The organism is Azospirillum brasilense, assembly GCF_007827815.1.
Classification (GTDB): domain Bacteria; phylum Pseudomonadota; class Alphaproteobacteria; order Azospirillales; family Azospirillaceae; genus Azospirillum; species Azospirillum brasilense_C.
In genome coordinates this window covers 608,111-632,492 of record NZ_VITH01000001.1, presented here as the reverse complement: position 1 = coordinate 632,492, position 24,382 = coordinate 608,111, and the positions used below count along the sequence as shown (strand labels likewise).

The 24,382-nt window shown below is 68.8% G+C and carries 23 protein-coding genes and 1 tRNA gene; 9 read left to right on the top strand and 15 right to left on the bottom strand.

What is annotated here, in order from left to right:
* Window positions 1–116 precede the first annotated feature (116 nt).
* The gene (locus FBZ83_RS02935) at window positions 117–542 is read left to right on the top strand and encodes an NUDIX hydrolase (RefSeq protein ID WP_145680993.1); all 426 of its coding nucleotides are present in this window, start codon (window positions 117–119) and stop codon (window positions 540–542) included.
* Window positions 543–617: 75 nt separating this feature from the next.
* On the opposite strand, the gene FBZ83_RS02930 is transcribed toward FBZ83_RS02935, so the two are convergent.
* From FBZ83_RS02930 to FBZ83_RS02900, 7 genes are all read right to left on the bottom strand, one after another.
* Entirely contained in the window at window positions 618–2,087 is a 1,470-nt protein-coding gene (locus tag FBZ83_RS02930) for a tagaturonate reductase (protein WP_145680992.1), read from the bottom strand.
* A 32-nt stretch (window positions 2,088–2,119) separates the two neighbouring features.
* A complete protein-coding gene (locus tag FBZ83_RS02925) occupies window positions 2,120–3,607 on the bottom strand; it encodes a UxaA family hydrolase (protein WP_145680991.1) in 1,488 nt (495 codons plus the stop codon).
* 163 nt (window positions 3,608–3,770) lie between these two features.
* A complete protein-coding gene (locus tag FBZ83_RS02920) occupies window positions 3,771–5,018 on the bottom strand; it encodes a TRAP transporter large permease (RefSeq protein ID WP_282186884.1) in 1,248 nt (415 codons plus the stop codon).
* Window positions 5,019–5,041: 23 nt separating this feature from the next.
* Entirely contained in the window at window positions 5,042–5,512 is a 471-nt protein-coding gene (locus tag FBZ83_RS02915) for a TRAP transporter small permease (protein ID WP_145680989.1), read from the bottom strand.
* A 58-nt stretch (window positions 5,513–5,570) separates the two neighbouring features.
* A complete protein-coding gene (locus FBZ83_RS02910; RefSeq protein ID WP_145680988.1) occupies window positions 5,571–6,545 on the bottom strand; it encodes a C4-dicarboxylate TRAP transporter substrate-binding protein in 975 nt (324 codons plus the stop codon).
* Window positions 6,546–6,699: 154 nt separating this feature from the next.
* Window positions 6,700–7,716, bottom strand: coding sequence for a zinc-binding alcohol dehydrogenase family protein (locus tag FBZ83_RS02905; RefSeq protein WP_247888110.1), 1,017 nt, complete (start codon window positions 7,714–7,716; stop codon window positions 6,700–6,702).
* A gap of 32 nt (window positions 7,717–7,748) precedes the next feature.
* The gene (locus FBZ83_RS02900) at window positions 7,749–8,498 is read right to left on the bottom strand and encodes a FadR/GntR family transcriptional regulator (RefSeq protein WP_247888109.1); all 750 of its coding nucleotides are present in this window, start codon (window positions 8,496–8,498) and stop codon (window positions 7,749–7,751) included.
* Between the two features lie 421 nt (window positions 8,499–8,919).
* Between FBZ83_RS02900 and FBZ83_RS02895 the strand changes: the two genes are divergently transcribed.
* A tRNA-Leu gene (locus FBZ83_RS02895) sits at window positions 8,920–9,006 on the top strand.
* Between the two features lie 103 nt (window positions 9,007–9,109).
* Here the strand turns inward: FBZ83_RS02895 and FBZ83_RS02890 are convergent.
* The 3 genes from FBZ83_RS02890 to FBZ83_RS02875 form a co-directional block, all read right to left on the bottom strand.
* Window positions 9,110–11,083: a hypothetical protein gene (locus tag FBZ83_RS02890; protein WP_247888108.1), complete on the bottom strand. Its 1,974-nt coding sequence runs from the start codon at window positions 11,081–11,083 to the stop codon at window positions 9,110–9,112.
* 315 nt (window positions 11,084–11,398) lie between these two features.
* Window positions 11,399–11,710 (bottom strand): hypothetical protein, encoded by a 312-nt coding sequence (locus FBZ83_RS02880; RefSeq protein ID WP_145680987.1) that lies wholly within the window; start codon window positions 11,708–11,710, stop codon window positions 11,399–11,401.
* Complete coding sequence (locus FBZ83_RS02875) at window positions 11,707–11,913, bottom strand: hypothetical protein (RefSeq protein ID WP_247888107.1); 207 nt, start codon at window positions 11,911–11,913, stop codon at window positions 11,707–11,709. The genes FBZ83_RS02880 and FBZ83_RS02875 overlap by 4 nt, the downstream gene beginning before the upstream one ends.
* Before the next feature lie 213 nt (window positions 11,914–12,126).
* On the opposite strand from FBZ83_RS02875, the gene FBZ83_RS02870 reads away from it, so the two are divergent.
* Complete coding sequence (locus tag FBZ83_RS02870; RefSeq protein ID WP_247882965.1) at window positions 12,127–12,330, top strand: hypothetical protein; 204 nt, start codon at window positions 12,127–12,129, stop codon at window positions 12,328–12,330.
* 451 nt (window positions 12,331–12,781) lie between these two features.
* On the opposite strand, the gene FBZ83_RS02865 is transcribed toward FBZ83_RS02870, so the two are convergent.
* Entirely contained in the window at window positions 12,782–12,964 is a 183-nt protein-coding gene (locus FBZ83_RS02865; RefSeq protein ID WP_145680985.1) for a hypothetical protein, read from the bottom strand.
* Window positions 12,965–13,232: 268 nt separating this feature from the next.
* Here FBZ83_RS02865 and FBZ83_RS02860 point away from each other — a divergent pair, with 268 nt between their 5' ends.
* Window positions 13,233–15,881 carry a DUF3772 domain-containing protein gene (locus tag FBZ83_RS02860; protein WP_247888106.1) on the top strand — a complete coding sequence of 883 codons (2,649 nt, stop codon included), beginning with the start codon at window positions 13,233–13,235 and terminating at the stop codon, window positions 15,879–15,881.
* A gap of 22 nt (window positions 15,882–15,903) precedes the next feature.
* On the opposite strand, the gene FBZ83_RS02855 is transcribed toward FBZ83_RS02860, so the two are convergent.
* Window positions 15,904–16,137, bottom strand: coding sequence for a hypothetical protein (locus tag FBZ83_RS02855; protein WP_145680984.1), 234 nt, complete (start codon window positions 16,135–16,137; stop codon window positions 15,904–15,906).
* Between the two features lie 350 nt (window positions 16,138–16,487).
* Window positions 16,488–17,639 (bottom strand): MFS transporter, encoded by a 1,152-nt coding sequence (locus tag FBZ83_RS02850; RefSeq protein WP_145680983.1) that lies wholly within the window; start codon window positions 17,637–17,639, stop codon window positions 16,488–16,490.
* Between the two features lie 178 nt (window positions 17,640–17,817).
* Between FBZ83_RS02850 and FBZ83_RS02845 the strand changes: the two genes are divergently transcribed.
* Window positions 17,818–18,414, top strand: coding sequence for a glutathione peroxidase (locus FBZ83_RS02845; protein WP_145680982.1), 597 nt, complete (start codon window positions 17,818–17,820; stop codon window positions 18,412–18,414).
* Window positions 18,415–18,418: 4 nt separating this feature from the next.
* On the top strand, window positions 18,419–18,877 hold the full coding sequence (locus FBZ83_RS02840) for a DUF3429 domain-containing protein (protein ID WP_145680981.1): 459 nt from the start codon (window positions 18,419–18,421) through the stop codon (window positions 18,875–18,877).
* Here FBZ83_RS02840 and dusA read toward each other — a convergent pair.
* Window positions 18,858–19,847: a tRNA dihydrouridine(20/20a) synthase DusA gene (gene dusA, locus FBZ83_RS02835; RefSeq protein WP_145680980.1), complete on the bottom strand. Its 990-nt coding sequence runs from the start codon at window positions 19,845–19,847 to the stop codon at window positions 18,858–18,860. The two genes, FBZ83_RS02840 and dusA, sit on opposite strands and share 20 nt — an antisense overlap.
* Window positions 19,848–20,071: 224 nt before the next feature.
* Window positions 20,072–20,956 carry a transcriptional regulator HexR gene (hexR, locus tag FBZ83_RS02830; RefSeq protein WP_014197391.1) on the bottom strand — a complete coding sequence of 295 codons (885 nt, stop codon included), beginning with the start codon at window positions 20,954–20,956 and terminating at the stop codon, window positions 20,072–20,074.
* Window positions 20,957–21,431: 475 nt separating this feature from the next.
* Between hexR and FBZ83_RS02825 the strand changes: the two genes are divergently transcribed.
* From FBZ83_RS02825 to FBZ83_RS02815, 3 genes are read left to right on the top strand one after another with little or no spacing between them, the layout of a single operon-like run.
* Complete coding sequence (locus FBZ83_RS02825; protein ID WP_145680979.1) at window positions 21,432–21,971, top strand: TRAP transporter small permease; 540 nt, start codon at window positions 21,432–21,434, stop codon at window positions 21,969–21,971.
* 34 nt (window positions 21,972–22,005) lie between these two features.
* On the top strand, window positions 22,006–23,286 hold the full coding sequence (locus tag FBZ83_RS02820) for a TRAP transporter large permease (RefSeq protein ID WP_145680978.1): 1,281 nt from the start codon (window positions 22,006–22,008) through the stop codon (window positions 23,284–23,286).
* Between the two features lie 30 nt (window positions 23,287–23,316).
* On the top strand, window positions 23,317–24,330 hold the full coding sequence (locus FBZ83_RS02815; RefSeq protein WP_145680977.1) for a TRAP transporter substrate-binding protein: 1,014 nt from the start codon (window positions 23,317–23,319) through the stop codon (window positions 24,328–24,330).
* Window positions 24,331–24,382: the final 52 nt, after the last annotated feature.

The following is a 24,382-nucleotide window of genomic DNA, read 5'->3' as shown; positions in this document are numbered from 1 at the left end:
TGATCATGGTGCCGATGGGCGGCACGAAGCACAGCCGCCCATCGTCATAAGAATGATCGCCCGCCATCCCGTTCAGCCGAATTGGATCGCGGGTCCGGCCTCACCACTTGGACATGATGAGCAACCGCACTCCCGCCACCCAATACGCCGCCCTTCCTTTCCGCCTTCGCAACGGCCGGCCGGAAATCCTGCTGGTCACGTCGCGGGAAACCAAGCGGTGGATCATTCCCAAGGGGTGGGCGGAGGAGGGCGTGAAGCCCTGCGACATGGCGGCGCGCGAAGCCTACGAGGAAGCCGGCGTGCGGGGCACCGTCGATCACCGGCCCTTCGGCAATTTCCGCTACATGAAGCGGCTGAGCGTCAACAAGTCGGTCCTGTGCGCGGTGACCGTCTTCCTGCTGGAAGTCGACGAGGTTCTGGACGAATGGCCCGAGAAGGGCCAGCGCGAGCGCCGCTGGCTGACCCCGTCGCAGGCTGCCCTGGCCGTCGGGGAAAGCGGCCTCGTGGAGATGCTGCTGCGGCTGGGCATCCCGCCGGACTGAGCCGGACCGGCGCAGAACAACGCGGCTCTCAAAGAAAAAGGCCCCTTCCGCGCCGGCGGAAGGGGCCTTTTGTCGTCAGCCCTCCAGCCTTGCGGCGAGGCGGGCGAAGGTGAAGGGCCCGTCCGTCAGGAAGCGGATGTCCTCGATCACCTGGGCGCGCAGCGAGCGGTCGTCGATGCTGCGGCCCCAGAAGGCGGTCTCGCCCAGATAGGCGGCGACCATTGCCTCCAGCCCCGCCGGGGTGCCGTCGTCCAGGGCGCCGATGGCGCGGACGCGCTCGACGATTTCGGCGGAGTCGCGCGGCGGCAGCGTGGCGGCGCCGGGGAAGCGGCCGAGGTAGAAGGCCAGCCAGGCGGCCAGCGACAGGCTCATCAGCGGCGCCGGCCGGCCGAACCGCTCCCGGTAGGCGAGCAGCCGGTCCAGGTTGCGGGTCTGGTACTTGACGAGGCCGTTCAGGCTGATGTCATGCCACAGGTGCCGGATGTAGGGATTGCGGAAGCGGCGCAGCACGGCCGCCGCGAAGTCCTCCAGCTCCGGCTTCGGCAGGGTGAGGAAGGGGATGACCTCCTCGTTGAGCAGCCGGTCGAGGAAGCGCGCCCCGGCGGGATCGCTCACCGCCTCGCCCACCGTCTCGACGCCCGCCAGCAGGGCCAGGGCGCACAGCCCGGTGTGGGCGCCGTTGAGGATGGCGACCTTGCGCGCCTTGTAGGGGGTGACGTCGGCGGTGACGACGGTGCCCTCGTCATGCTCGCCCAGCGGCAGGCGCAGCGCCGGCATCCCCTCCTTGCGCTCGATCACGAAGAGGTGGAACAGCTCCGCCGCCGCCATGAAGCTGTCGTCGTAGCCCAGCTCGTGGCGCAGCTCGTCGGCCTCGGCGCGCGGGAAGCCGGGGACGATGCGGTCGACCAGCGTGTTGTAGAAGGCGTTCGCCGTCTCGATCCACTTGATGAAGGCCGGCTCCAGCGCCCAGTCGCGGGCGTGCAGCAGGACGATGCGCTTCAGCTCCTCGCCGTTGTGGTCGATCAGCTCGCAGGCGAGCATCTGCAGGCCGGCCTCGGGCGCGCCGTCGAAGGCCTTCCAGCGCTCGTGCAGGAAGCGGGTCATCTTGCTGGGGAAGGAGACCGGCGGCTCGTCGGCGTAGGCCACCGACGGGACATAGGCGATGCCGGCGTCGGTGGTGTTGGACACGACGACCGTGACGTTCGGGTCGCGCGCCAGCTCCAGCACCGACGCCCAGTCGCCGTGCGCCGCGATCTCGTTGCGCACGCAGCCGATCAGCCGGGCCTGCGAAACCTTCTGGCCGGCCTCGTCGACGCCGCGCGACAGGACGGTGTAGACGCCCTCCTGCTCGTTCAGCGTCTGCGGGAAGCCGCCGGGGATGGGGCGGACGACGGTCACGCCCCAGTCGCCACCGGTGGCCTCGTTCAGGCGGTCGACCTTCCAGTCGAAGAAGGCGCGCAGGAAATTGCCTTCGCCGAATTGCACGATCCGCGTCGTCGTCGGGCGCGGCCGGCCGTTGAGAAAGGATGCGTTCAGGCGCTCCATGGTCGGCGTCCTTGTCTGAGAGGTGGCGGGGTTCAGAGCGTGACGCCGGACTTGAAGATCACGAGGTCATGGACGTCGTTCTCCTCGTTGCGCGCCTCTTTGCCGTTGGCGACGGCGAGGATGCTGTCGATGAAGGATGGCAGCAGGCTGTCCACCGTGGCGGTGGCCTCGGCGATGGGGCCGGCGTTGAAGTCGATCCAGTGCCGCTTCTTCTCGGCCATGGCGGTGTTGGTGGCGATCTTCATGGTCGGCACCACGCCGCCCAGCGGCGTGCCGCGGCCGGTGGTGAACAGCACGATGTGGCAGCCGGCGGCGGCCAGGGCGGTGACCGCCACGCCGTCGTTGCCCGGCGCCTCCAGCAGGGTCAGGCCCGGCTTGCGGATGCGCTCGGCGTAGCGGATGACGTCGCGCACCGGGGAGAGGCCGGCCTTCTGGGTGCAGCCCAGCGACTTCTCCTCCAGCGTGCTGATGCCGCCCGCCTTGTTGCCGGGCGACGGGTTCTCGTAGATCGGCTGGTTGTGGTCGAGGAAATACTGCTTGAAGTCGTTGATCAGGGTGACGACGCCCTCGAACACCTCGCGGCTCTCGGCGCGCTCCATCAGCAGATGTTCGGCGCCGAACATCTCCGGCACCTCGGTCAGCACCGTGGCGCCGCCGATCCCGCACAGCCAGTCGGACAGGGCGCCCAGCAGCGGGTTCGCCGTGATGCCGGAGAAGCCGTCCGAGCCGCCGCACTTCAGCCCGATGCGCAGGCGGTCGGCGCCGACCTGCTCGCGCTTGTCCTCGCGCATCACCGCGGCCAGCTCGGTCATCGCTTCCAGCGACGCCTCGAGCTCGTCCGACACCTCCTGGGTGGTCAGATAGCGCAGGCGGCGCGGGTCGGGATGCTCGAAGCCCTGGGTGAACAGGGCGCGGGTGTTGTTCTCGCAGCCCAGCCCCATGACCAGCACGCCGCCGGCGTTGGGGTGGATGGCAAAGTCGCGCAGGATGTTGCGGGTGTTGTCCAGGTCGCCGCCGAGCTGCGAACAGCCGTAGGGATGCTCCAGCACCATGACGCGGGAGCCCTCGGGCAGCAGGCCCATCTTCTCAAAGCGCTTGGCCGCGTTCTTGGCGAGGCCGTTGACGCAGCCGACCAGCGGGATGATCCACAGGTCGTTGCGCACGCCGATCTCGCCGTTGGCGCGGACGAAGGCCTGGATGGTCGGCGCCTCCCGCCTGGCCGGCGCCGCATCGTTCGCCGGTCCGGCGTAGGCGTAGTCCTGCAGGCCGCCCAGCGCCGTCCCGATGTTGTGGGTGTGGATGTGCCGCCCCACCGGGATCGCCTCCTTGGCGAGGCCGATCACGCTGCCGTACTTGATGACCCGGTCGCCCGGCTGGTGCGGGGTCACGGCGAACTTGTGGCCCTGCGGCACCTCGTCGAGCAGGACGACGCCCAGACCGTCGATCGCGGTTCCCTGGGCCAGCGGCTCCAGGGCGACGGCGACGGTGTCGCTGGAATGGATCTTCAGGTACTTCGGCATGTCAGGCCCCTTGGGGGAGAAGCGAGGGAAGCGGGAGGGCGGCAGGAGGGGTTAGAGCGGATTGCGATCCGCTTTGGACCGCGACGGCGGTCTCGGTCGCACATGCGACCGGAGCCCGCCGGCGAATGAGGCGATATGAGTCTAAAGCGAACGAAAGTTCGCTTTAGCGGGCCAGGAGCAGCGAAAGCTCCGGCACGAAGGTGACGAGCATGAGCGAGATGAACAGCGCCACGAAGAGCAGGGTGGACTGCTTCATGAAGTCCGAGATCTTCACCTTGGCGAGGTTGCAGACCAGAAGCATCACCGTGCCCACCGGCGGCGTCAGACAGCCGACCGCGAGGTTCACGATCACCACGATGCCGAAATGGATCGGGTCGATGCCGAGCTGGTGCACCGTCGGCATCAGCAGCGGGACCATGACGATGAGGATCGCGTTGCCCTCGATCAGCATGCCCAGGAACAGCAGCAGCAGATTGAGGATGATCAGGAAGACGTACTTGTTGTCGGTCAGGGCCGTGATGAAGGTGGCCAGCTGCTGCGCCGCCTGCTCCAGCGACAGCACCCAGGCCAGGGCCGAGCAGGCCATGATGACCAGCATGACCGAGGAGGTCGCCTTGAAGGTACCGACCAGGGCGTCCAGCACATGGGCGACGCGCATCTCGCGGTAGATCACGAAACCGATCACCAGGACGATCAGCACCGCCACCGCGCCGGCTTCGGTCGGGGTGAAGATGTTGGCGCGGATGCCGCCGATGATGGCGACCAGCAGGACCAGCACCGGCCAGGCGCCGACCAGCGCGCTGGTGGTCTCCGAGGCGGTGGGCCAGCTGTCGCGGGACGGCGGATAGCCGTTGCGCTTGGACACGATGTAGGCGGCGCCCATCAGCATGATGGCCATGACGATGCCGGGCAGGATGCCGGCCATGAACATGGCGCCGATGGAGACGTCGGCGACGAGGCCGTAGATGATCAGCGCGATGCCCGGCGGGATGATCGGCGTCACCAGCGCGCCCGACGCCGTGACGGCGGCGGCAAAGGCGCGGTTGTAGCCCTTGCGCTCCATTTCCGGCACCAGCATGCGGGTGAGCATGGCGCTGTCGGCGAGGTTGGAGGCGCTGACGCCGCCCAGCAGCGTGCTGAGCATGATGTTGGTCAGCGCCATGCCGCCGGTGAGCTTGCCCACCATCAGGTCGGCCACGCGCAGCAGGCGCTTCGCCACGCCGGTGTGGTCCATCAGCGTGCCGAGCAGGATGAAGAAGGGGATCGCCAGGAGAGACAGGTTCTGCGAGGCGCCGATCAGCCGCTGCACCGCGATCTGGTCCGGAACCGGGCTGAAGAACACGAAATAGACAAGAACCGATGAGAAAATTGCAATGTAAATTCGCATATTCAAAGCGAAAAGACAAAGCATAATAAGAATGATGACGGGCCAGCTCATGGCGCTTCCCCCTTCACGATCACCATGATGTCAATAAAGCAGCGATGCAGAAGATAGGCGACGAGGCCAATCGCACCGACCGGAACGGCAATGTCGATCCAGAACCAGGAGATCTGAAGAATTTCCGTCAGCTTGTATTGGGCGCTCTGGGCCAGCAGGTAACCGAGCCAGCCGGCATAGCCGAGAACCAGGATCGACAGGGCCGAAATGGCCAGATCGACGGCCGCCCGGATGCGGGTGGGCAGCAGGTCCACGAACAGCGGGATTTCGAGATGCTGGCCGTCACGCTCGGCGACGATGGCGCCGATCATGATGATCCAGATCATCAGAAGCCCGGACATCTCCTCGCCCCAATGCAGCGGAGCGTCGAAGAGATAGCGCGCGAACACCGCCACGATGGTCATCACCACCAGACCGGCCAGCGCGGTTCCCGCGATGACCGATGGCAAACGCCGGATCAACTCCATGGCACAATCCTCCAAACGATCCGGGCGGGACGGCAGCCCCGCCCGGGTTTGCTTATTTTTACTTGAGGTCCTTCTGGATCTGTTCGTACAGGCCGGCCGACCACTTGGGGAACTGGGTGTAGACGACCTTGGTGGCCTCGCGGAACGGCGCCGGGTCCGGCTGGATCACTGTGACGCCGGTCGCCTTCATCTTCTCGATGAACTCGGCGTCCTGCTCGGCGGCCAGCTTCTGGCTGTAGAGGCCGGCCTCGTAGCCGGTCTCGTGGACCATCTTCACGACATCCGCCGGCAGCTTGCTGAAGAAGGCTTCGCCGCCGACCCACACCGAGGTGTTGGTCAGATAGCCGACGAGGCTGAGATACTTGGCCTGCTCATGCAGCTTGGCGCCGTACAGCACGGAGATCGGGTTCTCCACGCCGTCGATCAGGCCGGTGGTCAGGGCCGGATAGACCTCGCCCAGCGGCATCGGCGTCGCGGTGGCGCCCATCGCCTCGATCGTCTTGATCTGCATCACGTTGTTCGGGACGCGGATCTTCATGCCCTTGAGGTCCTCGGGCGTGTTGATCGGCTTCTTGGCGAGGATGTGGCGGACGCCGTACAGGTAGTTGGACATGACGATGTGCACGCCCTTCTTGCGCAGCGCCTCGTCCTTCTTCTTGAACCAGTCGCTCTCGTAGATCTTGAAGAGCTTCTGGGGGTCGTCGGTCAGGTACGGGCCGAACAGAACGCCGAGGTCCGGGTCGTAATCCTGCAGGAAGCCGACGTCGGACAGGGTGATGACGTTCATGCCCATCATCGCCTGCTCCATCACGTCCTTCTTGGCGCCCAGCTGGGAACTCGGGAACAGCTTCAGGGTGACTTCGCCCTTGCTCTTCTCCTTCAGAAGGTCGGCCCAGTGATGCATCACCCGGTCAAGCGGCTCGCCTGGGTTGTTCTCGTAGGCGACCATGATCTCGGTCTTGGCCATGGCGCCGGGCGCGGCACCGATCGACAGCACGCACGCGGCAAGGGCAGACGCCAAAAAGCGCTTCATTGTTATTTCCTCCATAGTGGATGCCGGAGAGCCCGTCTGCGGACGTGGCCCAGGGACGAGGCCCGCCGACAAGGCGGGACCCGGCGGCGGGACCGGCACGCCCCGCCGCGGCAGTTCAGATGACGGCGGCGCCTTGCGGGCGCCGCCGGAAGGGTCAGCGCTCGATCATCACCTTGACGGTGGTGTCACGCTCCTTGGCCCAGTAGGGCAGGGCCTTGTCGGCCTCCTCGAAGGGGAAGACCTTGGAGATCAGGTCGTCGGGGGCGTGGTCGAGCGTTTCGAGGTAGCGGATGACGGCCTGGAAATCCTCGGAGGTCGCGTTGCGCGACCCCATGATGTCCAGCTCCTTCAGGTTGAAGAACTGCGTCTTGTAGGACACCGGCTCCTTGGCGTAGCCGATGTAGACGACGCGGCCGGCGAAGGACACGAGGTCGATGGCCTGGGTGAAGGTGGCAGGCAGGCCGACCGCCTCGATCACCACGTCGGCGCCGTCGCCGTTGGTCAGTTCCAGGACGCGGGCGGACACGTCCTCCTTGGCGGCGTCGATGGTGTGGGCGGCGCCGTAGCGGCGGGCCAGACCGGTCTTCGCCTCGCCGATGTCCACGGCGATCACCGTGGCGCCGCGATGGACGGAGCCGGCGATGGCGCCCATGCCGATCATCCCGCAGCCCAGCACCAGCACGGTGTCGGCCGCCTCGACGCGGCCGCGCGCCGCGGCGTGGAAGCCGACCGACAGCGGCTCGACCAGCGCCAGATGGCGCGGCGCCAGCGTGTCGTTCAGGATCAGCTTGCCATAGGGCAGGACGATGCGCTCGGCCAGACCGCCGTTCTGCTGCACGCCGAGCGTGCGGTTGCTGCGGCAGGCGTTGACCCGGCCCTTGCGGCAGGACGGGCAGGTGCCGCAGGCGGTGTAGGGAATGACGATGGCGCGCCGGCCCACGGTGTACTCGGCCGGAACGCCCTCGCCGACCGCGGCGATCTCGCCGCCGATCTCGTGGCCGGGAATGCGCGGCAGGGAAACCAGCGGGTTCAGCCCCTTGAAGGTGCTGAGGTCGCTGCCGCACAGGGCGACGTGGCGGATGGCCAGCAGCACCTCGCCGGGGCCGGGGGTCGGCTCGGCCACCTCGTGGATCGCGCAGACGTCCACGCCTTCGATCATCAGTGCTTTCACAGGTGATGTCCTTTTTTAGGAAGCGGACGTGTTCAGGGCGTGGGCGCGGCCTTCGGCTGCGCTTCCTGGTTGAACACGCTCTCGCTGAAATGGAAATGGGCGTTGCTGGCCTCGACGGCCTTCTCGACGGAGCGCTCACGCAGCGCTGCGATGATCTGGCGATGATAATCGACCGTGGTCGGCCCGATCACCGCGTTGCTCTTGCCGATCTCCATGTAATAGATCATCGGCTGAGACATCGCCTGATACATCTTCTGCAACATGGAGTTGCGCGATGCGGCGACGATGGCGGCGTGGAAGCGGAAGTCCACCTCCGCCGCCTCGCGCACCGTCAACTGGTGCTCCATGTCTTCCGCCAGACGGTTGAGCCCGTCGATCTCCGCATCGGTGATGTGCCGGACCACTTCGGGCAGCACGCCGATCTCGATGATCCGGCGGAACTGCAAGACTTCCCGACAGGTCTTGACGCTGCGGTCGAAGCATTGATCGAGAATGCGGAACATCGCTTCGATGTCCGGCTTGCTGGCGCGCGGGCCGCGCTGCGTCTTCTCCACCAAGCCATAGGCTTCGAGGAAAATGATGACTTCGCGGATCGTGTTGCGGCTGACGCCGAACCGCTCGGCCAGCAGGCGTTCGTTCGGAAGCAGATCGCCGGGCTGGTAGCGCTCGGGGATCTCCTTGCGAAGCTCTTCGAAGATGGCCTTGACGGTTGAGACGCCGTTCATGATCGCGCCGCCGAAGTTTGGTCCAACAATTGGACAACTGATGGCGAACGATAGCACCGCGGCTTCGGGCGGAAAACGCCAAAAGGAGTCACAAAATGTCGAAAACAGCGCTGTTAACGCATGAAGCCAAATTTTTGCGCCGCATCATCGTGTGGTGCGGGGCCTCACTTTCGGGTTTTCCCCCGAATGTCGGCATCTTGTTGCTGTGGCAAAACTAAAGGGTGTGGCGACGCGCTCGCTCGACCGGCGAGTGTGTCCGGCTGGTGCATCCCGCTTGCTTATCCCCCGGGAATGCGATAACAGGGCGCGGCGCGCACGATGGGTGCGCGGGCGGGCCGGAAACGGCTGGTCGGCGGCTTGGCCGCACCCTGAGAAAGTTGTTGCAATCCGACGCGGCGCCGCGTAACGTCCCGCTTAGGAAAGCAAGCTAATTCAATGGGTTGGGTGTTTGTGCCCGCTCCGTTGAAACGATGAAGTTGCGGTCGTGGCGGAATTGGTAGACGCGCAGCGTTGAGGTCGCTGTGGCAGAAATGCTGTGGAAGTTCGAGTCTTCTCGACCGCACCATCCCTATCGTCGGCGCATCGCCGGACGACAATGAAAATCGGGGCCTTCTCAGGCCCCTTTTTCATGCCCGCAAGACGCGGGCCTCGTTCCCCCTCATCCCCCGTCATTCCTCCAGGGTCCAGTTTCCGGCGGTCCGGCAGGTGCGCAGCGGCGCCCCGGGGTCCCGGCCGGCGGGGGTGGTCACGACGTGGGTCAGTCCGAAGCACAGGCGCCCGCGGTCCTTCGGGTCGGCGATGCGGCCCGTCACGGTGACCACGCCGGAGCGCAAGCGGTCGCCCGACATCCACTCCTGGCCCATGGACGCCCGCTCCGTGCCCGACGCGGCGAGCGCGCCGAGAAAGGCCCCGGCGACCTGCGCCTGGTCATCCTGGCTCATCCGCAGGCGGGTGGCGTTGCTCCAGCCCGGCCCGACCAGCAGCTCCGGCGTCCGGACATTGATGGCCACCCGGTCGGCGGCGATGGCCACCGCCAGATCCAGCGGGTCCTCGGGCGCCACGCCGGGCGGCGTGTCGATCAGCCCGGTCAGGCTGGCCAGCCCGGTCCGCGTGCCTTCGCCCATCTTGCCATCGATGGCCCCGTCGTAGCGCCCCAGCCGGGCCAGCGCCCGCTGCGCCGCCATGATTCGCTCCTCCGGCGTCAGGACGCGTGGGGCGGGCATCGGCGCGCGGCCCTCGGTGATCGCCTCCACGTCCAGCCGGTGGTTGAGGCGGCTGAAGCCCGGCCCGCCGTTCCACCAGGTCAGCAGGCCGAGATGCAGCACCGCCGCGGCGGACAGCAGGACGAGCGGCCAGGAGCCCTGGTCCGGCGCGCGGACCGGCCCGCCGAAGACCGCGCCCAGCGCGCCGCGCACCACCCCGCGCACCAGCATCCACAGGCCCAGCCCGGCAATGATGGGAAGCCCGATGTCCCAGCCGAGCCGCAGCGCCGCCGGGGCGGGCTGCTCGGGCGTCGCGCCGGTCAGCAGGGCCGGCCCGTCCACCCCCGCCACCAGCAGCAGGACCAGGGCGAGCAGCCCCGCCGCGGCGATCCAGCTCCGCGCCACGGCGGTGCGGCTGGTCTCGGCGAAGCGCTCCGCCAGGACGGCGGCGCACTCCATCACGAAGGCGGGGCTGACGCAGCCCTCATGGTCGGCGACGATCGCCGCGGCGTCCGGCTCCCGGCCGTCGAGCACCGCCTCGGCGACCGAGCGGGTCAGCCGGTAGGCGCCGGCCAGGGCGAAGGCGTCGGCGGGCGGCAGCGCCGCGATGCGCTCCAGAACCGGGGCCAGAACGGTGTCCAGGAAGGGGGGGAGGGGAGCGGAGTCGCCGTCCGGCCCGACGGTTTCCACCTCGAACGGCACGCCGTCGCACTCCCAGGACAGCGCCACCACCGTCAGCGTGCCGCTGCGCTGGTAGAGGAGCTGCGTGCCGGAATGGCGCACCGTGGCGGGGGCGGGGTTGGCGAGCGCCGCGAAACCGGCGAAGCCGGCCTCCTCCAGCGCCATCCGCACAGCCGCCGGGGCGTCCGGCGGGGCGGTCAGGCTGTAGGAGGGGTGGGCGGTCAGGCGAGGGTGGTGGATGTGGGTGAACTGCCCGACCCCGCCGCAGGACTCGCAGGCGACCACGCCGTCTCCCGCGCAGACCGGGCAGCGGTGCTGGCCGCGTCCGCCGCACTCCGGGCAGTCCGGCGCTTCGGCCGTCGCGCTGTGGGTGCAGCGGATCTTGCCGCCGCGGCAGCCGTCGCCGCCGCAGGCGCGCACCCCGCCGCCGTTGCAGCCGGTGCAGACCTCGTGCAGGTAGTAGGGGCCACGCAGCGAGGGCAGGGGCGGCAGCGGCTCCTCAGCCGCGGCCATCGCCTCGACCCGCTCGTCCAGTGGGCCGAGCAGCGTGGCGAAGCGGTGGGCGGTCTCCAGCGAGGCGGCCTCGGCGTCGAGATCGCGGGCCAGCGTCGCGTTCAACTCGGCGGCGTTGCGGCAATAGATGGCGAATCGCACCATCTCCGCGCCCAGCCGGACCTCCACCTCCGTCGCCCAGTCGATGCTCAGGGTCAGATGGGCGCCGACCATCACCTCGCGCTGCTGTGCCTGGCGAAGCGTCACGCCTTCCGGCGCCGGGACGTTGCCCGAGGCCGCACGGCGCAACCGCCGGATCAAAGCGGTCTGCGGAACCGTCGCGGCGGGGGCGGGCCGGTGACGATCGCCCGGAGGCGGGTCGCCGGCGGGCGAATCGCCCTGGGTCCGATCGCCTTGGGTCCGATCGCCCTGAGCCCGATCGCCTTGCGGCAAATCACTGGAGCCCAGTCGGAGGGGGGCAAGCTCGTTCCGGTCGAAGTCGAGGCTGTCGGGCATGGGGCGTGCGTGTCCGCGAACAGGGGCGCCGGCACTGGATCAGGCCGCGGACGCCGGAGCAGAAAATCAGGCGGCGACGTCCGGCGCGGGCCCGCCACCGGTCGGCGCCCGGTCGTCGGATTCACGGTCTCCGATGTCGGGATCGTCGGAGGCGTCCGCGGGGGCCGGCGTGTCCGCGGCGTCGTCCGGAGCCGGCGCGTGGCGGACCCAGCGGCGGCCCTCCATGGCGAATCCGTGATCGCGGAACCACAGCCGCTCCGCCTCGTCGGCGGCGCGGAACAGCACCAGCGTCCAGCCGTCGCTGTCCTGCGTCCCGTCGCCGCCGTCGTCAGGCATGGCGTAGGGCTGGAGCGAATAGGGGAAGTCGTCGCGGGTCACTGCATGCCCCCCGTGGTGGAGCCGCCAGAGCCCGATGGCCGCGTCGCGGCGGGCGGGGAGTCGGACCCCTCCCCCTCGATCGGTTCCAGGTCGCTCTCGGCGGCGTATTTGATGAGACGGCCGTCGGCCAGACGGATGTCGTAGGTCGGCTCACCGGCAAGGGTTCGTGCGACGACGAGGGCCTCCTGGCCCGCAAACCTCACCCGTGTTCCCAACCGCAGCATCCCGCCCCCGACTGTGTCTTGATCGTCGTCGCAGGCTAAGGATTCGGCCGGGGGTGTGCTGTGTCAAAAACCGGACGCCAAAGGAGCAGGGCTGTGCTTGCGGGGTTCTCCCCTTGCGGGGCTTGGTGCTCCGGGCCCTTTGCGCTGTTGATGATGCAAAAGGACAGGTGTGGTGCAACGATGGAGGTGTTCATGCCCGCACAGCAGGACAACGGCAACCGGAAGCCGTCCGTCATCGATCTGGTGACCGATCCCGAGAAGTTCGATCAATGGCAGCGCCAGCGCGAACGCGACGAGGCATCGGACGGGGGTGATGGCCGGGAGCGTGGCCGGGACGGGGATCGCGGCGGCGAGCCGGACCGCGGCCGGTCGGACACCCCCAGCGGCCGCGACTGACCGCCGGGCCGAGCGCCGGGGGAAGGGCCCGGCTCCGCTCTTGCGGTTACTCGGCGGCTTCGCGGGGCGGCTGCGCCTCCGCCGGGATGCCCAGCGGAGCGCCGCAATGGAACTGCATGAGCCGGCGCTCGACCCGGATCAGGTAGGCGCGCGCGTCCAACCCCACGGGGCCGCGGCTGTGTTCGCGGACGAGCCTGATCGCGCGACAGGCGTGACCGCATTCCGGCGTGGCAAACTGGCACAAAACGATTGTCCGCCTGAAGGAGTGGGTCCCAAAGTATTACTCCTTTTGACAGAAGCCGTCGAGCGTCGGTCGCGAGTCGAATACGATGTCACAACGTGTCGTTCAATGGACCCATCAGTCGGTTACCGGCTGGTTGGCATACAATAGTATGTGACGTCGGGCCTGGATGCCCGGCCGCCGCCGACCAAGCTTTGGTTGCAGGCGGGTTCAGTTGGATTCCTGCGTGACCTCAGCCCGCGCTCCGGCCTGCGCGCCCTCCAGGAGCGCCAGATACTCCAGAAGCCGTTCCAGCGTCCCGGTCGGCATCCCGACGGAGGGGACGTCGTTGCGCTTGGCGGCCTTCAGCGCGGTGCGGAGCAGGGTGCGGTCGATGTCGGTCAAACCGGCCATGATGATGACGTGCGTGTGAAGCGACGATGCGCAACCTCTATCATCAAGACGCGCAACCACGCCATGCCCAATCGGAAGGCAGCCGCATGAAACCGCGGAGACCGGGCGGGCGTTGCCGGTCCCTGCGTGGGATGTGCCCCGCCACCGCTCCCTGTCACATCCTGGTGACACGGCGTGCCATACTTTTGCCGTGACGACGAAGAGTATAGGTATCCCTTTTCCCGGTCCGCCGGGGTGGCCGCCTTTCGCCAACACGAGATTTCGAACGGTGATCCAGATCCCCTCCGCCTTCCGTCGCCGGGTCGGCCGGCTCCTGGCAGCCCTGGTGCTGTGCGGCGCGCTTGCCGCGGGCACCGCCGCGCCGTCAGCCTTCGCCCAGACCGCTGCTCCGGCGGCGGAGGCCGCGGCGGACTTCAAGACGAAGCTCCCGCAATGGCAGAACGCGTTGGAGCGGGCGGCCAACCGCATCGCGGGTGGTGATCTGGCGAACACCGAATACGAGACCCTGCGCGCCGATCTGGCGAAGATCCAGCACGAGGTCAGGGAGGCCGGGGCGGCGGCCGCCGCCGCCCGCGACACCGCGCAGCGCATGCTCGACGCGCTGGGGCCGCCGCCGGCCCAGGGCGCCCCGCCGGAGGAGGCCGGGATCGCCGCGGAACGCAAGCGCCTGTCCCAGACCATCGGCGAGGCGGAGGGGCGGACCAAGCAGACCGAGTTGATCGTCACCCGCGCCGACATCCTGCTGCGCACCGCCGCCGACCAGCGCATGACCCAGCTCACCGAGCAGATCGTCCGGCGCGGCCCGGTGCCTCTGCTGCCGGCCACCTGGGCCGCCCTGCCCGAGCAGACGGCCTATGTGCAGGAGCGCATGGCGCGGGCCTTCGGCATCGTGATGGGCGACGACGAGTGGCGCGGCCGCCTGTACGGTCTGGGCGCGCTGGCCGCCATCCTGTTTCTGGTCGCCTGGCCGGTGCGCCGGGTGCTGCTGCGCCGCTACGGCCACCGCGACCTGGAGGAGCGGCCCAGCTACCGCCAGCGCGTGGTGGCGATGGCGGTGGAGGCGCTGGCCCGCTGCCTGGTGCCGCTGGTGCCGACGCTGGTGCTGAGCGGCGCCCTGGTCGGGCTGCTGCGCGACGCGGCGGACGCCGGGCCGCTGACCGCGCTGGTGGTCGGGGTGTCGGGCGGCCTGACCGCCTATTTCCTGGTGACCGGCGTCGCCCGCGCCACCCTGGCGCCCGACCATCCGTCCTGGCAGCTCGCCAACCTCGACCCGGACAGCGCGCGGCGTCTGGTCCGCCGCATCCCGCTCGTCATGATCGGGCTGGCCCTGGCCGGCACCGGCATCGCCCTGTCGGAGGGCATGTTCACCCCGCCGGAGCTGCGCTCGATCACCGGCTTCGGCACCATGGCGCTGATCGCCGTGTCGCTGCTGTTCCTCTACCCCGACCACCTCTGGCTGGCCGCCCCGCCGCCGGAGGCCGAGGCGACCGACGATTGCGGCTGCCCGGAGCCGACGCCCGGGGCCGGACTGGACGTCACCCTGCCGCCGGCCGCCGCGCCCAGCGAGGCGGAGGCCGCGGAGGAGCCGCCGGCCCGTCCGCGGGTCGTTGGGCTGCGCCTGCGGCTGCTGATCGGGGCGGTGGCGCTCGCCTCGCTGGTCGCCGCAGGCTCCGGCTATCTGGTCGGCGCGATCTACGCGTCAAAGCTGATGCTGACCACCCTCATCATCGGCGGCGTCCTGCTGGTGGCGCGCGGCGTCCTGCGCGAGCTGCTGTGCGTCCTGCTTGAACGCGGCAGCGGGCAGGTGGCCGAGGTGCGCGACATCGTCATCGCCACCGACCGCGGCCGGCGGATGCTGGGGCAGGCCGGGCGGACGGTGATCGACGGGCTGCTGCTGACCGTGGCGGCCTTCTTCCTGCTGCCGCTGACCGGCATGACCCTGTCGGAGATGAAGGGGCTGGCCGACGGCTTCCTCAGCGGCGTCACGGTGGGCGGCGTGCGCATCGCGCCGGGCGACATCATGTCGGCGTTGATGGTGCTGGGCGTCGTCGTCGCGGTGACCCGCTTCATCCAGCGCCAGCTCGACGAGCGCATCCTCGGCCGCGTCAACATGGACGACGGCGTGCGCAACTCGATCCGCATGGGTGTCGGCTATCTCGGCACCACCATGGCGGTGCTGATGTCGGTCGGCACGCTGGGGCTCGACCTGTCCAGCCTCGCGATGATCGCGTCCGCCCTGTCGGTCGGTATCGGTTTCGGCCTGCAGAACGTCGTCAGCAACTTCATCTCCGGCCTGATCATGCTGGTCGAGCGACCGGTGAAGGTGGGCGACTGGGTGGTGGTGAACGGGCTGGAGGGCACCGTGCGCCGGATCAGCGTGCGCGCGACGGAGATCCAGACCTTCCAGCGCGCTTCCGTCATCATCCCGAACTCGGAGTTCATCTCCAAGTCGGTGGTCAACTGGACGCTGAAGGACAAGACCACCCGCATTGAGATCAAGGTCCGCATCACCTATGACACCGACGCCCGGCAGGTCTACGCGCTGCTGCTGAGGATCGGCTACGGCCACGCCCAGGTGCTGCGCAACCCGGAGCCGGTGGTGATGTTCCGCGACTTCGGGCCGAGCGGGCCGGAGTTCGAGCTGCGCTGCTTCGTCGCCAACACCGAGCACATCATCCCGGTGCGCAACGAGCTGCGCATGCGCATCCTGGAGCAGTTCCGCGAGCAGGGCATCCAGATGCCTTTCGACCAGCAGACCGTCCACATGCCGAAGGTCGAGGCGATGCTGGAGGTCCTCCTGGCCGAGCGCCGCGCCCAGGGCAGCGGCGTGCCGGAGCTTCAGGTGGTCGCCGACAGCGGCAAGGTCGTGCCGCTGGCCGACACGCTCAGCGACCGCGGGCCGCGCACCGCCACCTGACGGGGCGGCCCGCAGAGTGTCGTCAGAGCGGTGGCTCCGCCGGCTTGCGGCGCCGAAGCGGAGTCACTTTGGGCGGGAGCGCCGCGGACTCGGGAAGGGGTTGCCAGCCGGCGATGGCGCGCACGCAGCGCAGCGCTTCCGGGTTGTTGGCAAAGACCGGGAACAGCCGGCGCAACTCCACCACGGCGGACCATTCGCCGCGGTCGTGGAAGGCCCGGCGGATCGTTTCGGCTTCGCTCTCGCTGACGGTGAACATGGCGCCAGAGTGCCCCGCGGACCAAAGGCGCGCAAGCCCTCCCGGCGCCGGAAACAGCCCTTTGCCGTGGCCCGCAAACCCTGTCAAGGAAAGTTGTTCACAGGCGCGCGCATCCTTCGCTTGACTCCCGTTGCGGGGCGGGGCAGGCCGCGGACCAGGGCGGAAACGGAGCGCCGGGCGCGAAAACTCCTTGATCGGCGCGGTTTTCTAATGTGCCCAAATTTCAGGCATTTGCGCCGGACCCCTTGAGGGGCCGCCTCTCCCTTCGGTTACCCCTCGATTCGCCAACAGAGTTATCCACAGAATCTGGGGATATCCGAAATATTGACATATCAGTCAGGCCGGCCCTCTCAGGTTGGACGGCGGATCAGCCGCACCGCTCCGACGCCCAGCAGCATGGTCAGCGCGCCGCCGAACAGGAACAGGGCGGGCAGCCCGACCTGATGGGCGACGGCCCCGTAGACCACCGGCCCGATTCCCTGCCCCAGGAAGAAGGAGGAGGCGAAGAGGGCGAGCGCCGACCCGCGCGCCGTCGCCGACAGCTCCGTCGCCTGGGTCTGCATGGTGTTGTGCAGCATGTAGAAGCCGAAGCCGGCGACCAGGAACAGCAGCGACACCACCGGCCAGGGCACCGGGGCAAGCATCGCCAGATAGGCCCCTCCGGCCACCAAGCCACCGGCCCCCATCATCCCCCATTGGCCGAGCGTGGCGAGCAGGCGCCGCACGATGAAGCTGTAGACGACTCCGCCAATGGCGAAGGCGGCGAGCGTCACCCCGGCCTCGAACGCGCCCTCCGCCCCGTGGCGGGACAGCATGGGGGCGACGAAGGGGAAGACGCCGAAGATCAGCAGCCCTTCCGCCGCCACCGTCGCGAACACCCAGACCGACACCGGATTCGCCAGGACGGAGGCGTAGCGCGCCCGCGCGTCGGCCACGGACAGGGGATGCCGCTCCTCCCGCTCGCCCTTCAGGAGGAGGGCGGCGGTCAGGGCGATCAGGCCGGTCACCACGGCGGCCAGGGCGAAGACGGTGCGCCAGCCCGCCACCTCCGACAGGGCGCCGGCCACCGCGGAACCGGACATCTGGCCGAGGATCACCGCCAGCAGAAAGCGGCTGATGGCGAACTGCCGCTCCGTGTAGACCACCCGGTCGCCGATCAGCGCCATGGAGGCCGGGATGATCCCCCCGGCGAAGGCGCCGGCGAGCATCCGCGAGCCCAGAACGCTGTAATAGCCGGGCGCCACCGCCGACAGCGCCACGCCGATGGTCAGGACGACCAGCGACAGGCGGATCAGCCGCGTCTTGCCGATGGCGTCGCCGACCGGTCCCAGGATCAGCTGCATCGCGGCGTAGGGCAGCGTGTAGGCGGAGGAGAGCAGGGCCGCTTCGGCCACGCCGATGCCGAGGTCCGACGCGATGACGGTCAGCATCGGGTCGGTGGTGCGCAGCGAAAAGGCACTCGCGAAACCGGCGAGGCCGAGCATCAGGATGAGAAGGCGCATGGGAGGCGTCGGCCGGTCTATGGTCTGGGGCGGGCGGGGGGACAACCCTAAAGCAGGTGCGGCCGTCCGTCGCACGGCAAGATGGCCATGGCACCCATGCGCGTGCATGATCCGACAGGCCTCGACCGCCGTATAGAGCAAGGCCCTGCAGACCAGCGCCGCCGACCGGGAGACCGCCATGCCAACGATCCGTAATGCCGCCCGAACCGCCGCCGGGATTCTGTCCGCCGTCCTGACGCTGTCCGCGGCCGTCCCCGGTGCGGCGGCGGCGGCCGACGCGCTCGATTGGGCGGCGCTGCCCCTGCCGGCCATCGACGGCGGCACGCTCGCGCCCGATGCCTTCCGGGGCAAGGCGGTGCTGCTGGTCAACACGGCGTCGCAATGCGGCTACACCGGGCAGTATGAGGGGCTGCAAAAGCTCTGGGCCGGGCGGCGCGACCGCGGGCTGGTCGTCCTGGGGGTGCCGAGCAACGATTTCGGTGGGCAGGAGCCCGGCAGCAACGCCCAGGTCGCGTCCTTCTGCGAACTCAACTACGGCGTCGATTTTCCCCTGATGGAGAAGCAGGCCGTCACCGGACCGCAGGCCCACCCGCTCTACCGCTGGGCGGCGGCGGTCACCGGGCCGCAGGGCGTGCCGCGCTGGAACTTCCACAAGATCCTGATCGGCCGCGACGGGCGGCTGGTGGAATGGTTCGGCAGTTCGGTCACGCCGGAGTCCGCCACGCTGACCGCGGCAGTGGACAAGGCGCTGGCCCAGCCCGCCGCGAAGCGGTAACCGCATGGACGCGCTGTCCTTCGAGGACCGCCGGGCCTCGGTCGTCCGGCTGCTGTCCTACGGCGGGCTGATCCCCTTCGTCGGCGGCGCCGCGCTGGCCTGGATGGCGGAGGGCGACGTACGGGCCGCCGTGGTCCGGGCGGTCGTCGTCTACGCGGTGTCGATCCTGTCCTTCATCGGCGCCATCCACTGGGGCCGCATCCTTTCCGGGCGGGACGGCGAGACGAGCGGGCCGGCGTGGCTGGCCTGGGGAGTGGCGCCGTCGCTGCTGGGGTGGGGTGCCACCCTGCTGCCGTCCGGCCTGACGGTGCCGGCGCTGATCCTGACCTTCCTGCTCGCCTGGGCGGTGGACCGCAGCGCGGCGGCGGACGGACGTTATCCCCGCTGGTTCGGCACGCTGCGGACGCGCCTGACCGTCGTCGTCTGCCTGACGCTCGCAGCACTCATTCCGCTGGCTGGGTGACCGCTTCCCGGTGGGGCACCAGCGCCGCGGCCCTCAGCAGCACCTCCGGCCCGGCGCCGGGGAGATGGGCGTTCTCGCTGATGTGGCGGCGCCACGCGCGGGCGCCGGGCAGGCCCTGGAACAGCCCCAGCATGTGCCGGGTGATCGCCGACAGCGGCGCGCCCTGGCGCATCCGCTCCTCGGCGTAGGCCGCCATGGCCTCGACCACCGCGTAGCGGTCGGGACCGGGCTCCCCGCCGAACAGGCGGCGGTCGGCGTCGGCCAGGATGTAGGGCGTCTCGTAGGCGGCGCGCCCGATCATCACGCTGTCCAGTGTGGCGAGATGCCCCTCCGCCTCGTCCAAGGTCCGGATGCCGCCGTTGATGGCGATGGTGAGCTGCGGATTCTCCTGCTTCAGCCGGTGGACGAGGTCGTAGCGCAGCGGCGGGATGTCCCGGTTCTCCTTGGGGCTGAGGCCCTTCAGCCACGCCTTGCGGGCGTGCACGATGAAGTGGGTGCAGCCGGCGGCGGACACGGTGCGCACGAACTGGTCCAGTGTCGGCCATTCCTCCATCTCGTCGATGGCGATCCGCGACTTCACGGTGACGGGGATCGACACCGCCTCGCGCATGGCGCCGACCAGCCGGGCGACCAGATCGGGCTCGGCCATCAGGCAGGCGCCGAAGCGGCCCGACTGCACGCGGTCGCTCGGGCAGCCGACGTTCAGGTTGACTTCGTCATAGCCCCATTCCTCGGCGATGCGGGCGCAGGCCGCCAACTCCGCCGGGTCCGACCCGCCGAGCTGGAGCGCCACCGGATGCTCCGCCGCGTCGTAGCCGAGCAGCCGCTCGCGGTCGCCGTGCAGCACGGCGCCGGTGGTGACCATCTCGGTGTAGAGCAGCGTGTTCTTCGACAGCAGGCGATGGAAGCTTCGGCAATGACGGTCCGTTAGCTCCATCATCGGGGCGACGCTGAGGGCAATGGCGGGCATGGGCGGGAACTGTCTGTGAATTGGGAACGGCGGCGCACCAATTGGACCAAGCCGGCCCGGATGGCAAGGGGGGAGGTGGTTTTGCCGCCTTGGATTACCAGCCCTTTCCCCCCGGGGAGAGGGTGGCCCGCAGGGCCGGTGAGGGGGGTGCGCTTGTGCCGAACGCACCAACACCCGCAACCCCCTCACCCTAACCCTCTCCCCAGAGGGGAGAGGGGATAAAATCACGCCCGCTGGCGACCGCGGGCGGGCTTGCCGTGAGAGGAGCGGGTGCCGGACAGCACGGCCTTCACCTTCGCCAGATGGTGCCGCGCCTCGGCGCCGAGCTTCAGCGCCACGCCGGTGGACAGCACGTCGATGATCGCCAGATGGACGAGGCGGGAGGCCATCGGCGTGTAGATTTCCGCGTCCTCGACCGGGGTGTGGCCGATGGCGACCGACGACACCGCGGCCAGCGGCGAGCCCGGCGCGGTGATCGCAATGACCGGGATGCCCAGGTCGCGGGCCATCTGCGCCAGCTCCGTCACCATCACGGTGCGCCCGGTGTTGGAGATCGCCAGCAGGACGCCGCGCGCTCCCAGATTGACCGCCAGCATGCGGACCATCATCGGATCGGCGCTGGCCTGCGCCGCCATGCCGAAGCGCATGAACTTGTGCGCCGCGTCCTCCGCCACCACCGCCGAGGCGCCGGTGCCGATGCACAGGATGCTGGAGGCGTCGGCCAGCAGTTCCACGGCGCGGGAGACGGCCGCCATGTCGAGCGCGCCGGCCGCGTCGTTCAGAGCGGCGGCGGCGGATGAAAAGATTTTTCGCGCGACGGTCGGAGTCTCGTCGTCCGGCGCCACGTCCTGGCTGACGAAGGGGGTGCCGCGGGCCTGCCCCTCGGCCAGCCGCAGCTTGAAATCGGGGAAGCCGGCGCAGCCGATGCTGCGGCAGAAGCGGACGACGGTCGCCTCGCTGACCCCGGCGGCCTGGGCCAGCACGGTGATGCTCTGCCCCAGGACCTTCTGCGGCTCGACCAGCACCATCTCGGCGACCTGGGCTTCGGAACGCTTCAACTCCGGCAGACGGCCGCGGATGTGATCGAGGATGTTCACCGGCTGGAGCATCGAAACGGACCGTCCATCCCTAAAAGCGTTCTTGGGTCCCGGCCTTCTCGGCTCCGGGCGTCGGTGGGCGGCGGGACCGTACCACCGCCGCCGCGAGCGGCATAGCCTGCCCTGGCCCGCGCGGCCGGGTCGTCGCGCCGCTTTCCCTGGGACCCAAGCTATGCGTGGGAGGGCGCCTTGTGAAGATAATTTTCGTCGCTATGCCGATCGTCTGGCGGTTTTGGTGCCGTTATGAAGAAAATCTTCTTCACTCGGTTGCGGGACTCCTCTATTTTCCGACACAGAAAATTCAAGGTCCCGGCAAGAGACCCCGGCAAGAGACCAAATGGGAGGAACCCCGACCCGCCGCCCGGCCCCGCTGCCGGTGCGCCGCGCCGCCCGTTCCCTTCCGTGCCGTCTCCTTCCCGCGTCCGTCCCCTGCCGCCGCCCTTTCCGTTTGGGTGAGCCCCGCCGCGAGGCGGGCCGAGGAGTGTGCATGAAGCGCATGGTGGAAGCGCTGGAGATGGTCACCGAATGGATCATGGCGCTGATGCTCGCCGTGATGGTGGCGCTGGTCTTCGGCAACGTGGTTCTGCGGTACGGCTTCAACAGCGGCATCGTCGCCGCCGAGGAGCTGGCCCGCCTGATGTTCGTCTGGCTGGTCTTCCTGGGCGCGACGCTGGCGCTGCGCCGCCACCAGCATCTGGGGCTGGACATCCTCCAGGCCCGCCTGCCGGCCCGCGTCCGCCGGGTCTGCGCGGTGATCAGCCACCTGCTGATGATCTACGCGCTGTGGCTGTTCATCCAGGGGAGCTGGTTCCAGCTTCTGATCGGGATGGAGACGCGCTCCACGGTGCTCAGCTTCCCCATGGCCTTCTACGCCGCCGCGGGATTCTTCCCGGCGATCGCCATGGCGCTGACGATCATCGCCAACCTCTGGAAAATCCTGTCGGGCGACGCGACGGCGCACATCCCCGGCAACGGCGACCCCCACGGCGTCACCGCCCCGCAGGGCGGCGCCATCGCCGAGCATTGATTCCGTCCGGCCTTCTGAAAGCGGAGCCCGTTCCATGGCCCTTGCGGTCTTCCTCTCCTCGCTGTTCGGCCTGATGCTGCTCGGCATGCCCATCGCCTTCGCCCTGATGCTGACGGGCGTGGCGCTGATGCTGCATCTCGACTTCTTCGACGCCCAGCTCGTCGCCCAGAACATGCTGAGCGGCGCCGACAACTACCCGCTGATGGCGGTGCCCTTCTTCATCCTGGCCGGCGAGCTGATGAACGCCGGCGGCATCTCGCAGCGCATCATCAACCTCGCGGTCAGCCTCGTCGGGCACATCCGCGGCGGCCTGGGCTACGTGACCATCGGCGCGTCGGTGATGCTGGCCAGCCTGTCCGGTTCGGCCATCGCCGACACGGCGGCGCTCGCCACGCTGCTGATCCCGATGATGCGCGACAACGGCTACCCGGTGCCGCGCTCCGCCGGCCTGATCGCGTCGGGCGGCATCATCGCCCCGATCATCCCGCCCAGCATGCCCTTCATCATCTTCGGCGTGACCACCAACACCTCGATCAGCGGCCTGTTCATGGCCGGCATCGTGCCCGGCCTGCTGATGGGCGCCGGTCTGGTCATCACTTGGATGTTCGTGGTGCGCGGCATGACCGTGAAGCTGCAGCCCAAGGCGAGCTGGGGCGAGCGCCGCACCGCGCTGGTCGAGGGCGTCTGGGCGCTGGCCCTGCCGGTCATCATCATCGGCGGCCTGCGCGGCGGCATCTTCACCCCGACCGAGGCCGCGGTGGTCGCCGCCGTCTACTCGCTGGTCGTGGCGCTGTTCGTCTACCGGCAGGTGACGCTGAAGGATCTGGTGCCGCTGCTGGTCCAGGCCGCGCGCACCACCAGCACGGTGATGTTCCTGTGCGCGGCGGCGCTGGTGTCGTCCTACATGGTGACCCTGGCCGACCTGCCGCAGCAGATGAACGAGATGCTGGCCCCGCTGCTGCACGAGCCGAAGCTGCTGATGGTCGCCATCACGCTGCTGCTGCTCGCCGTCGGCACGGTGATGGACCTGACGCCGACGATCCTGGTGCTCGGCCCGGTGCTGACCCCGCTGGCCGCGGCGGCGGGCATCGACCCGACCTATTTCGGCGTGATGTTCGTCCTGACCGGCACGCTGGGCCTGATCCATCCGCCGGTCTGCACGGTGCTGAACGTGGTGTGCGGCGTCGCCCGCATCTCGCTGGAAAGCGCCACGCGCGGCATCTGGCCGTTCCTGCTGACCTATCTGCTTCTGCTGTGCCTGCTGATCGCCGTTCCGGAGATCGTCACGGCGCCGCTGACCCTTTTCCGCCATTAATCACAAACGCTCACAGGGAAGAACCGACCCATGAAGCTGCTCCGTTCCGTCCTTCTGGCGACCGGCCTCGCCGCCGCCATCCTCGCCCCCGTCGCCGCCTCCGCCCAGGACATCAAGCCGCGCCTGATCCGCTTCGGCTACGGCCTGTCGGAGAGCAGCAACCAGGGCCGCGCCGTGAAGTTCTTCGTCGAGGAGATGTCCAAGCGCTCCGGCGGCAAGCTGAAGGTCAAGGGCTTCGCCGATGCCAGCCTGGGCAGCGACATCCAGATGCAGAACGCCCTGATCGGCGGCGCGCAGGAGATGATGGTCGGCTCGACCGCCACGCTGGTCGGCATCGTCAAGGACTTCGCGGTCTTCGATCTGCCCTTCCTGTTCAACAACGAGCAGGAGGCCGACGCCGTGTTCGACGGCCCGTTCGGCCAGAAGCTGGCGGCCAAGCTGAACGACAAGGGCCTCGTCGGCCTCGTCTACTGGGAGAATGGTTTCCGCAACCTGACCAACAGCAAGCGCCCGGTCACCAAGGTCGAGGACCTGAAGGGCATCAAGCTGCGCGTCATGCAGAACCCGGTCTACATCGACATGTTCAACGGCTTCGGCGCCAACGCCGTGCCGCTGTCCTTCTCCGAGCTGTTCACCGCCATGGAGACGGGCACCGTGGACGGCCAGGAGAACCCGGTCACCACCATCCAGTCCTCGAAGTTTTACGAGGTCCAGAAGTACCTGACCATTTCCAAGCACGTCTACAGCCCGTGGATCGTCCTGGCCTCCAAGCGCTGGTACGACGGCCTGTCCGCCGACGAGCGCAAGATCATCAACGAGGCCGCCGTCGCCTCGCGCGACTTCGAGCGCAAGGACAGCCGCGAGGCGTCGAAGCAGAGCATCGCCTACCTCAAGGACAAGGGCATGCAGATCAACGAGCTGAGCGACGCCGAGCTGGGCCGCATGCGTGAGATGGTCAAGCCGGCCATGGACAAGTTCGCCGCCGACGGCGGCGCCGACCTGCTGAACGAGCTGCAGGGCGAGATCAACAAGGTCCGCAAGTAAGGCTTTGAACCTCCCTCTCCCGCCCCGGGAGAGGGAAGGGGCCGGCGCGACG

Coding starts and splice junctions, on each gene's coding strand:
- FBZ83_RS02935 (WP_145680993.1), top strand. CDS start 117: ATGAGCAACCGCACTCCCGCCACCCAATACGCCGCCCTTCCTTTCCGC.
- FBZ83_RS02930 (WP_145680992.1), bottom strand. CDS start 2,087: ATGGAGCGCCTGAACGCATCCTTTCTCAACGGCCGGCCGCGCCCGACG.
- FBZ83_RS02925 (WP_145680991.1), bottom strand. CDS start 3,607: ATGCCGAAGTACCTGAAGATCCATTCCAGCGACACCGTCGCCGTCGCC.
- FBZ83_RS02920 (WP_282186884.1), bottom strand. CDS start 5,018: ATGCTTTGTCTTTTCGCTTTGAATATGCGAATTTACATTGCAATTTTC.
- FBZ83_RS02915 (WP_145680989.1), bottom strand. CDS start 5,512: ATGGAGTTGATCCGGCGTTTGCCATCGGTCATCGCGGGAACCGCGCTG.
- FBZ83_RS02910 (WP_145680988.1), bottom strand. CDS start 6,545: ATGAAGCGCTTTTTGGCGTCTGCCCTTGCCGCGTGCGTGCTGTCGATC.
- FBZ83_RS02870 (WP_247882965.1), top strand. CDS start 12,127: ATGCCCGCACAGCAGGACAACGGCAACCGGAAGCCGTCCGTCATCGAT.
- FBZ83_RS02865 (WP_145680985.1), bottom strand. CDS start 12,964: ATGGCCGGTTTGACCGACATCGACCGCACCCTGCTCCGCACCGCGCTG.
- FBZ83_RS02855 (WP_145680984.1), bottom strand. CDS start 16,137: ATGTTCACCGTCAGCGAGAGCGAAGCCGAAACGATCCGCCGGGCCTTC.
- FBZ83_RS02850 (WP_145680983.1), bottom strand. CDS start 17,639: ATGCGCCTTCTCATCCTGATGCTCGGCCTCGCCGGTTTCGCGAGTGCC.
- FBZ83_RS02845 (WP_145680982.1), top strand. CDS start 17,818: ATGCCAACGATCCGTAATGCCGCCCGAACCGCCGCCGGGATTCTGTCC.
- FBZ83_RS02840 (WP_145680981.1), top strand. CDS start 18,419: ATGGACGCGCTGTCCTTCGAGGACCGCCGGGCCTCGGTCGTCCGGCTG.
- dusA (WP_145680980.1), bottom strand. CDS start 19,847: ATGCCCGCCATTGCCCTCAGCGTCGCCCCGATGATGGAGCTAACGGAC.
- hexR (WP_014197391.1), bottom strand. CDS start 20,956: ATGCTCCAGCCGGTGAACATCCTCGATCACATCCGCGGCCGTCTGCCG.
- FBZ83_RS02825 (WP_145680979.1), top strand. CDS start 21,432: ATGAAGCGCATGGTGGAAGCGCTGGAGATGGTCACCGAATGGATCATG.
- FBZ83_RS02820 (WP_145680978.1), top strand. CDS start 22,006: ATGGCCCTTGCGGTCTTCCTCTCCTCGCTGTTCGGCCTGATGCTGCTC.
- FBZ83_RS02815 (WP_145680977.1), top strand. CDS start 23,317: ATGAAGCTGCTCCGTTCCGTCCTTCTGGCGACCGGCCTCGCCGCCGCC.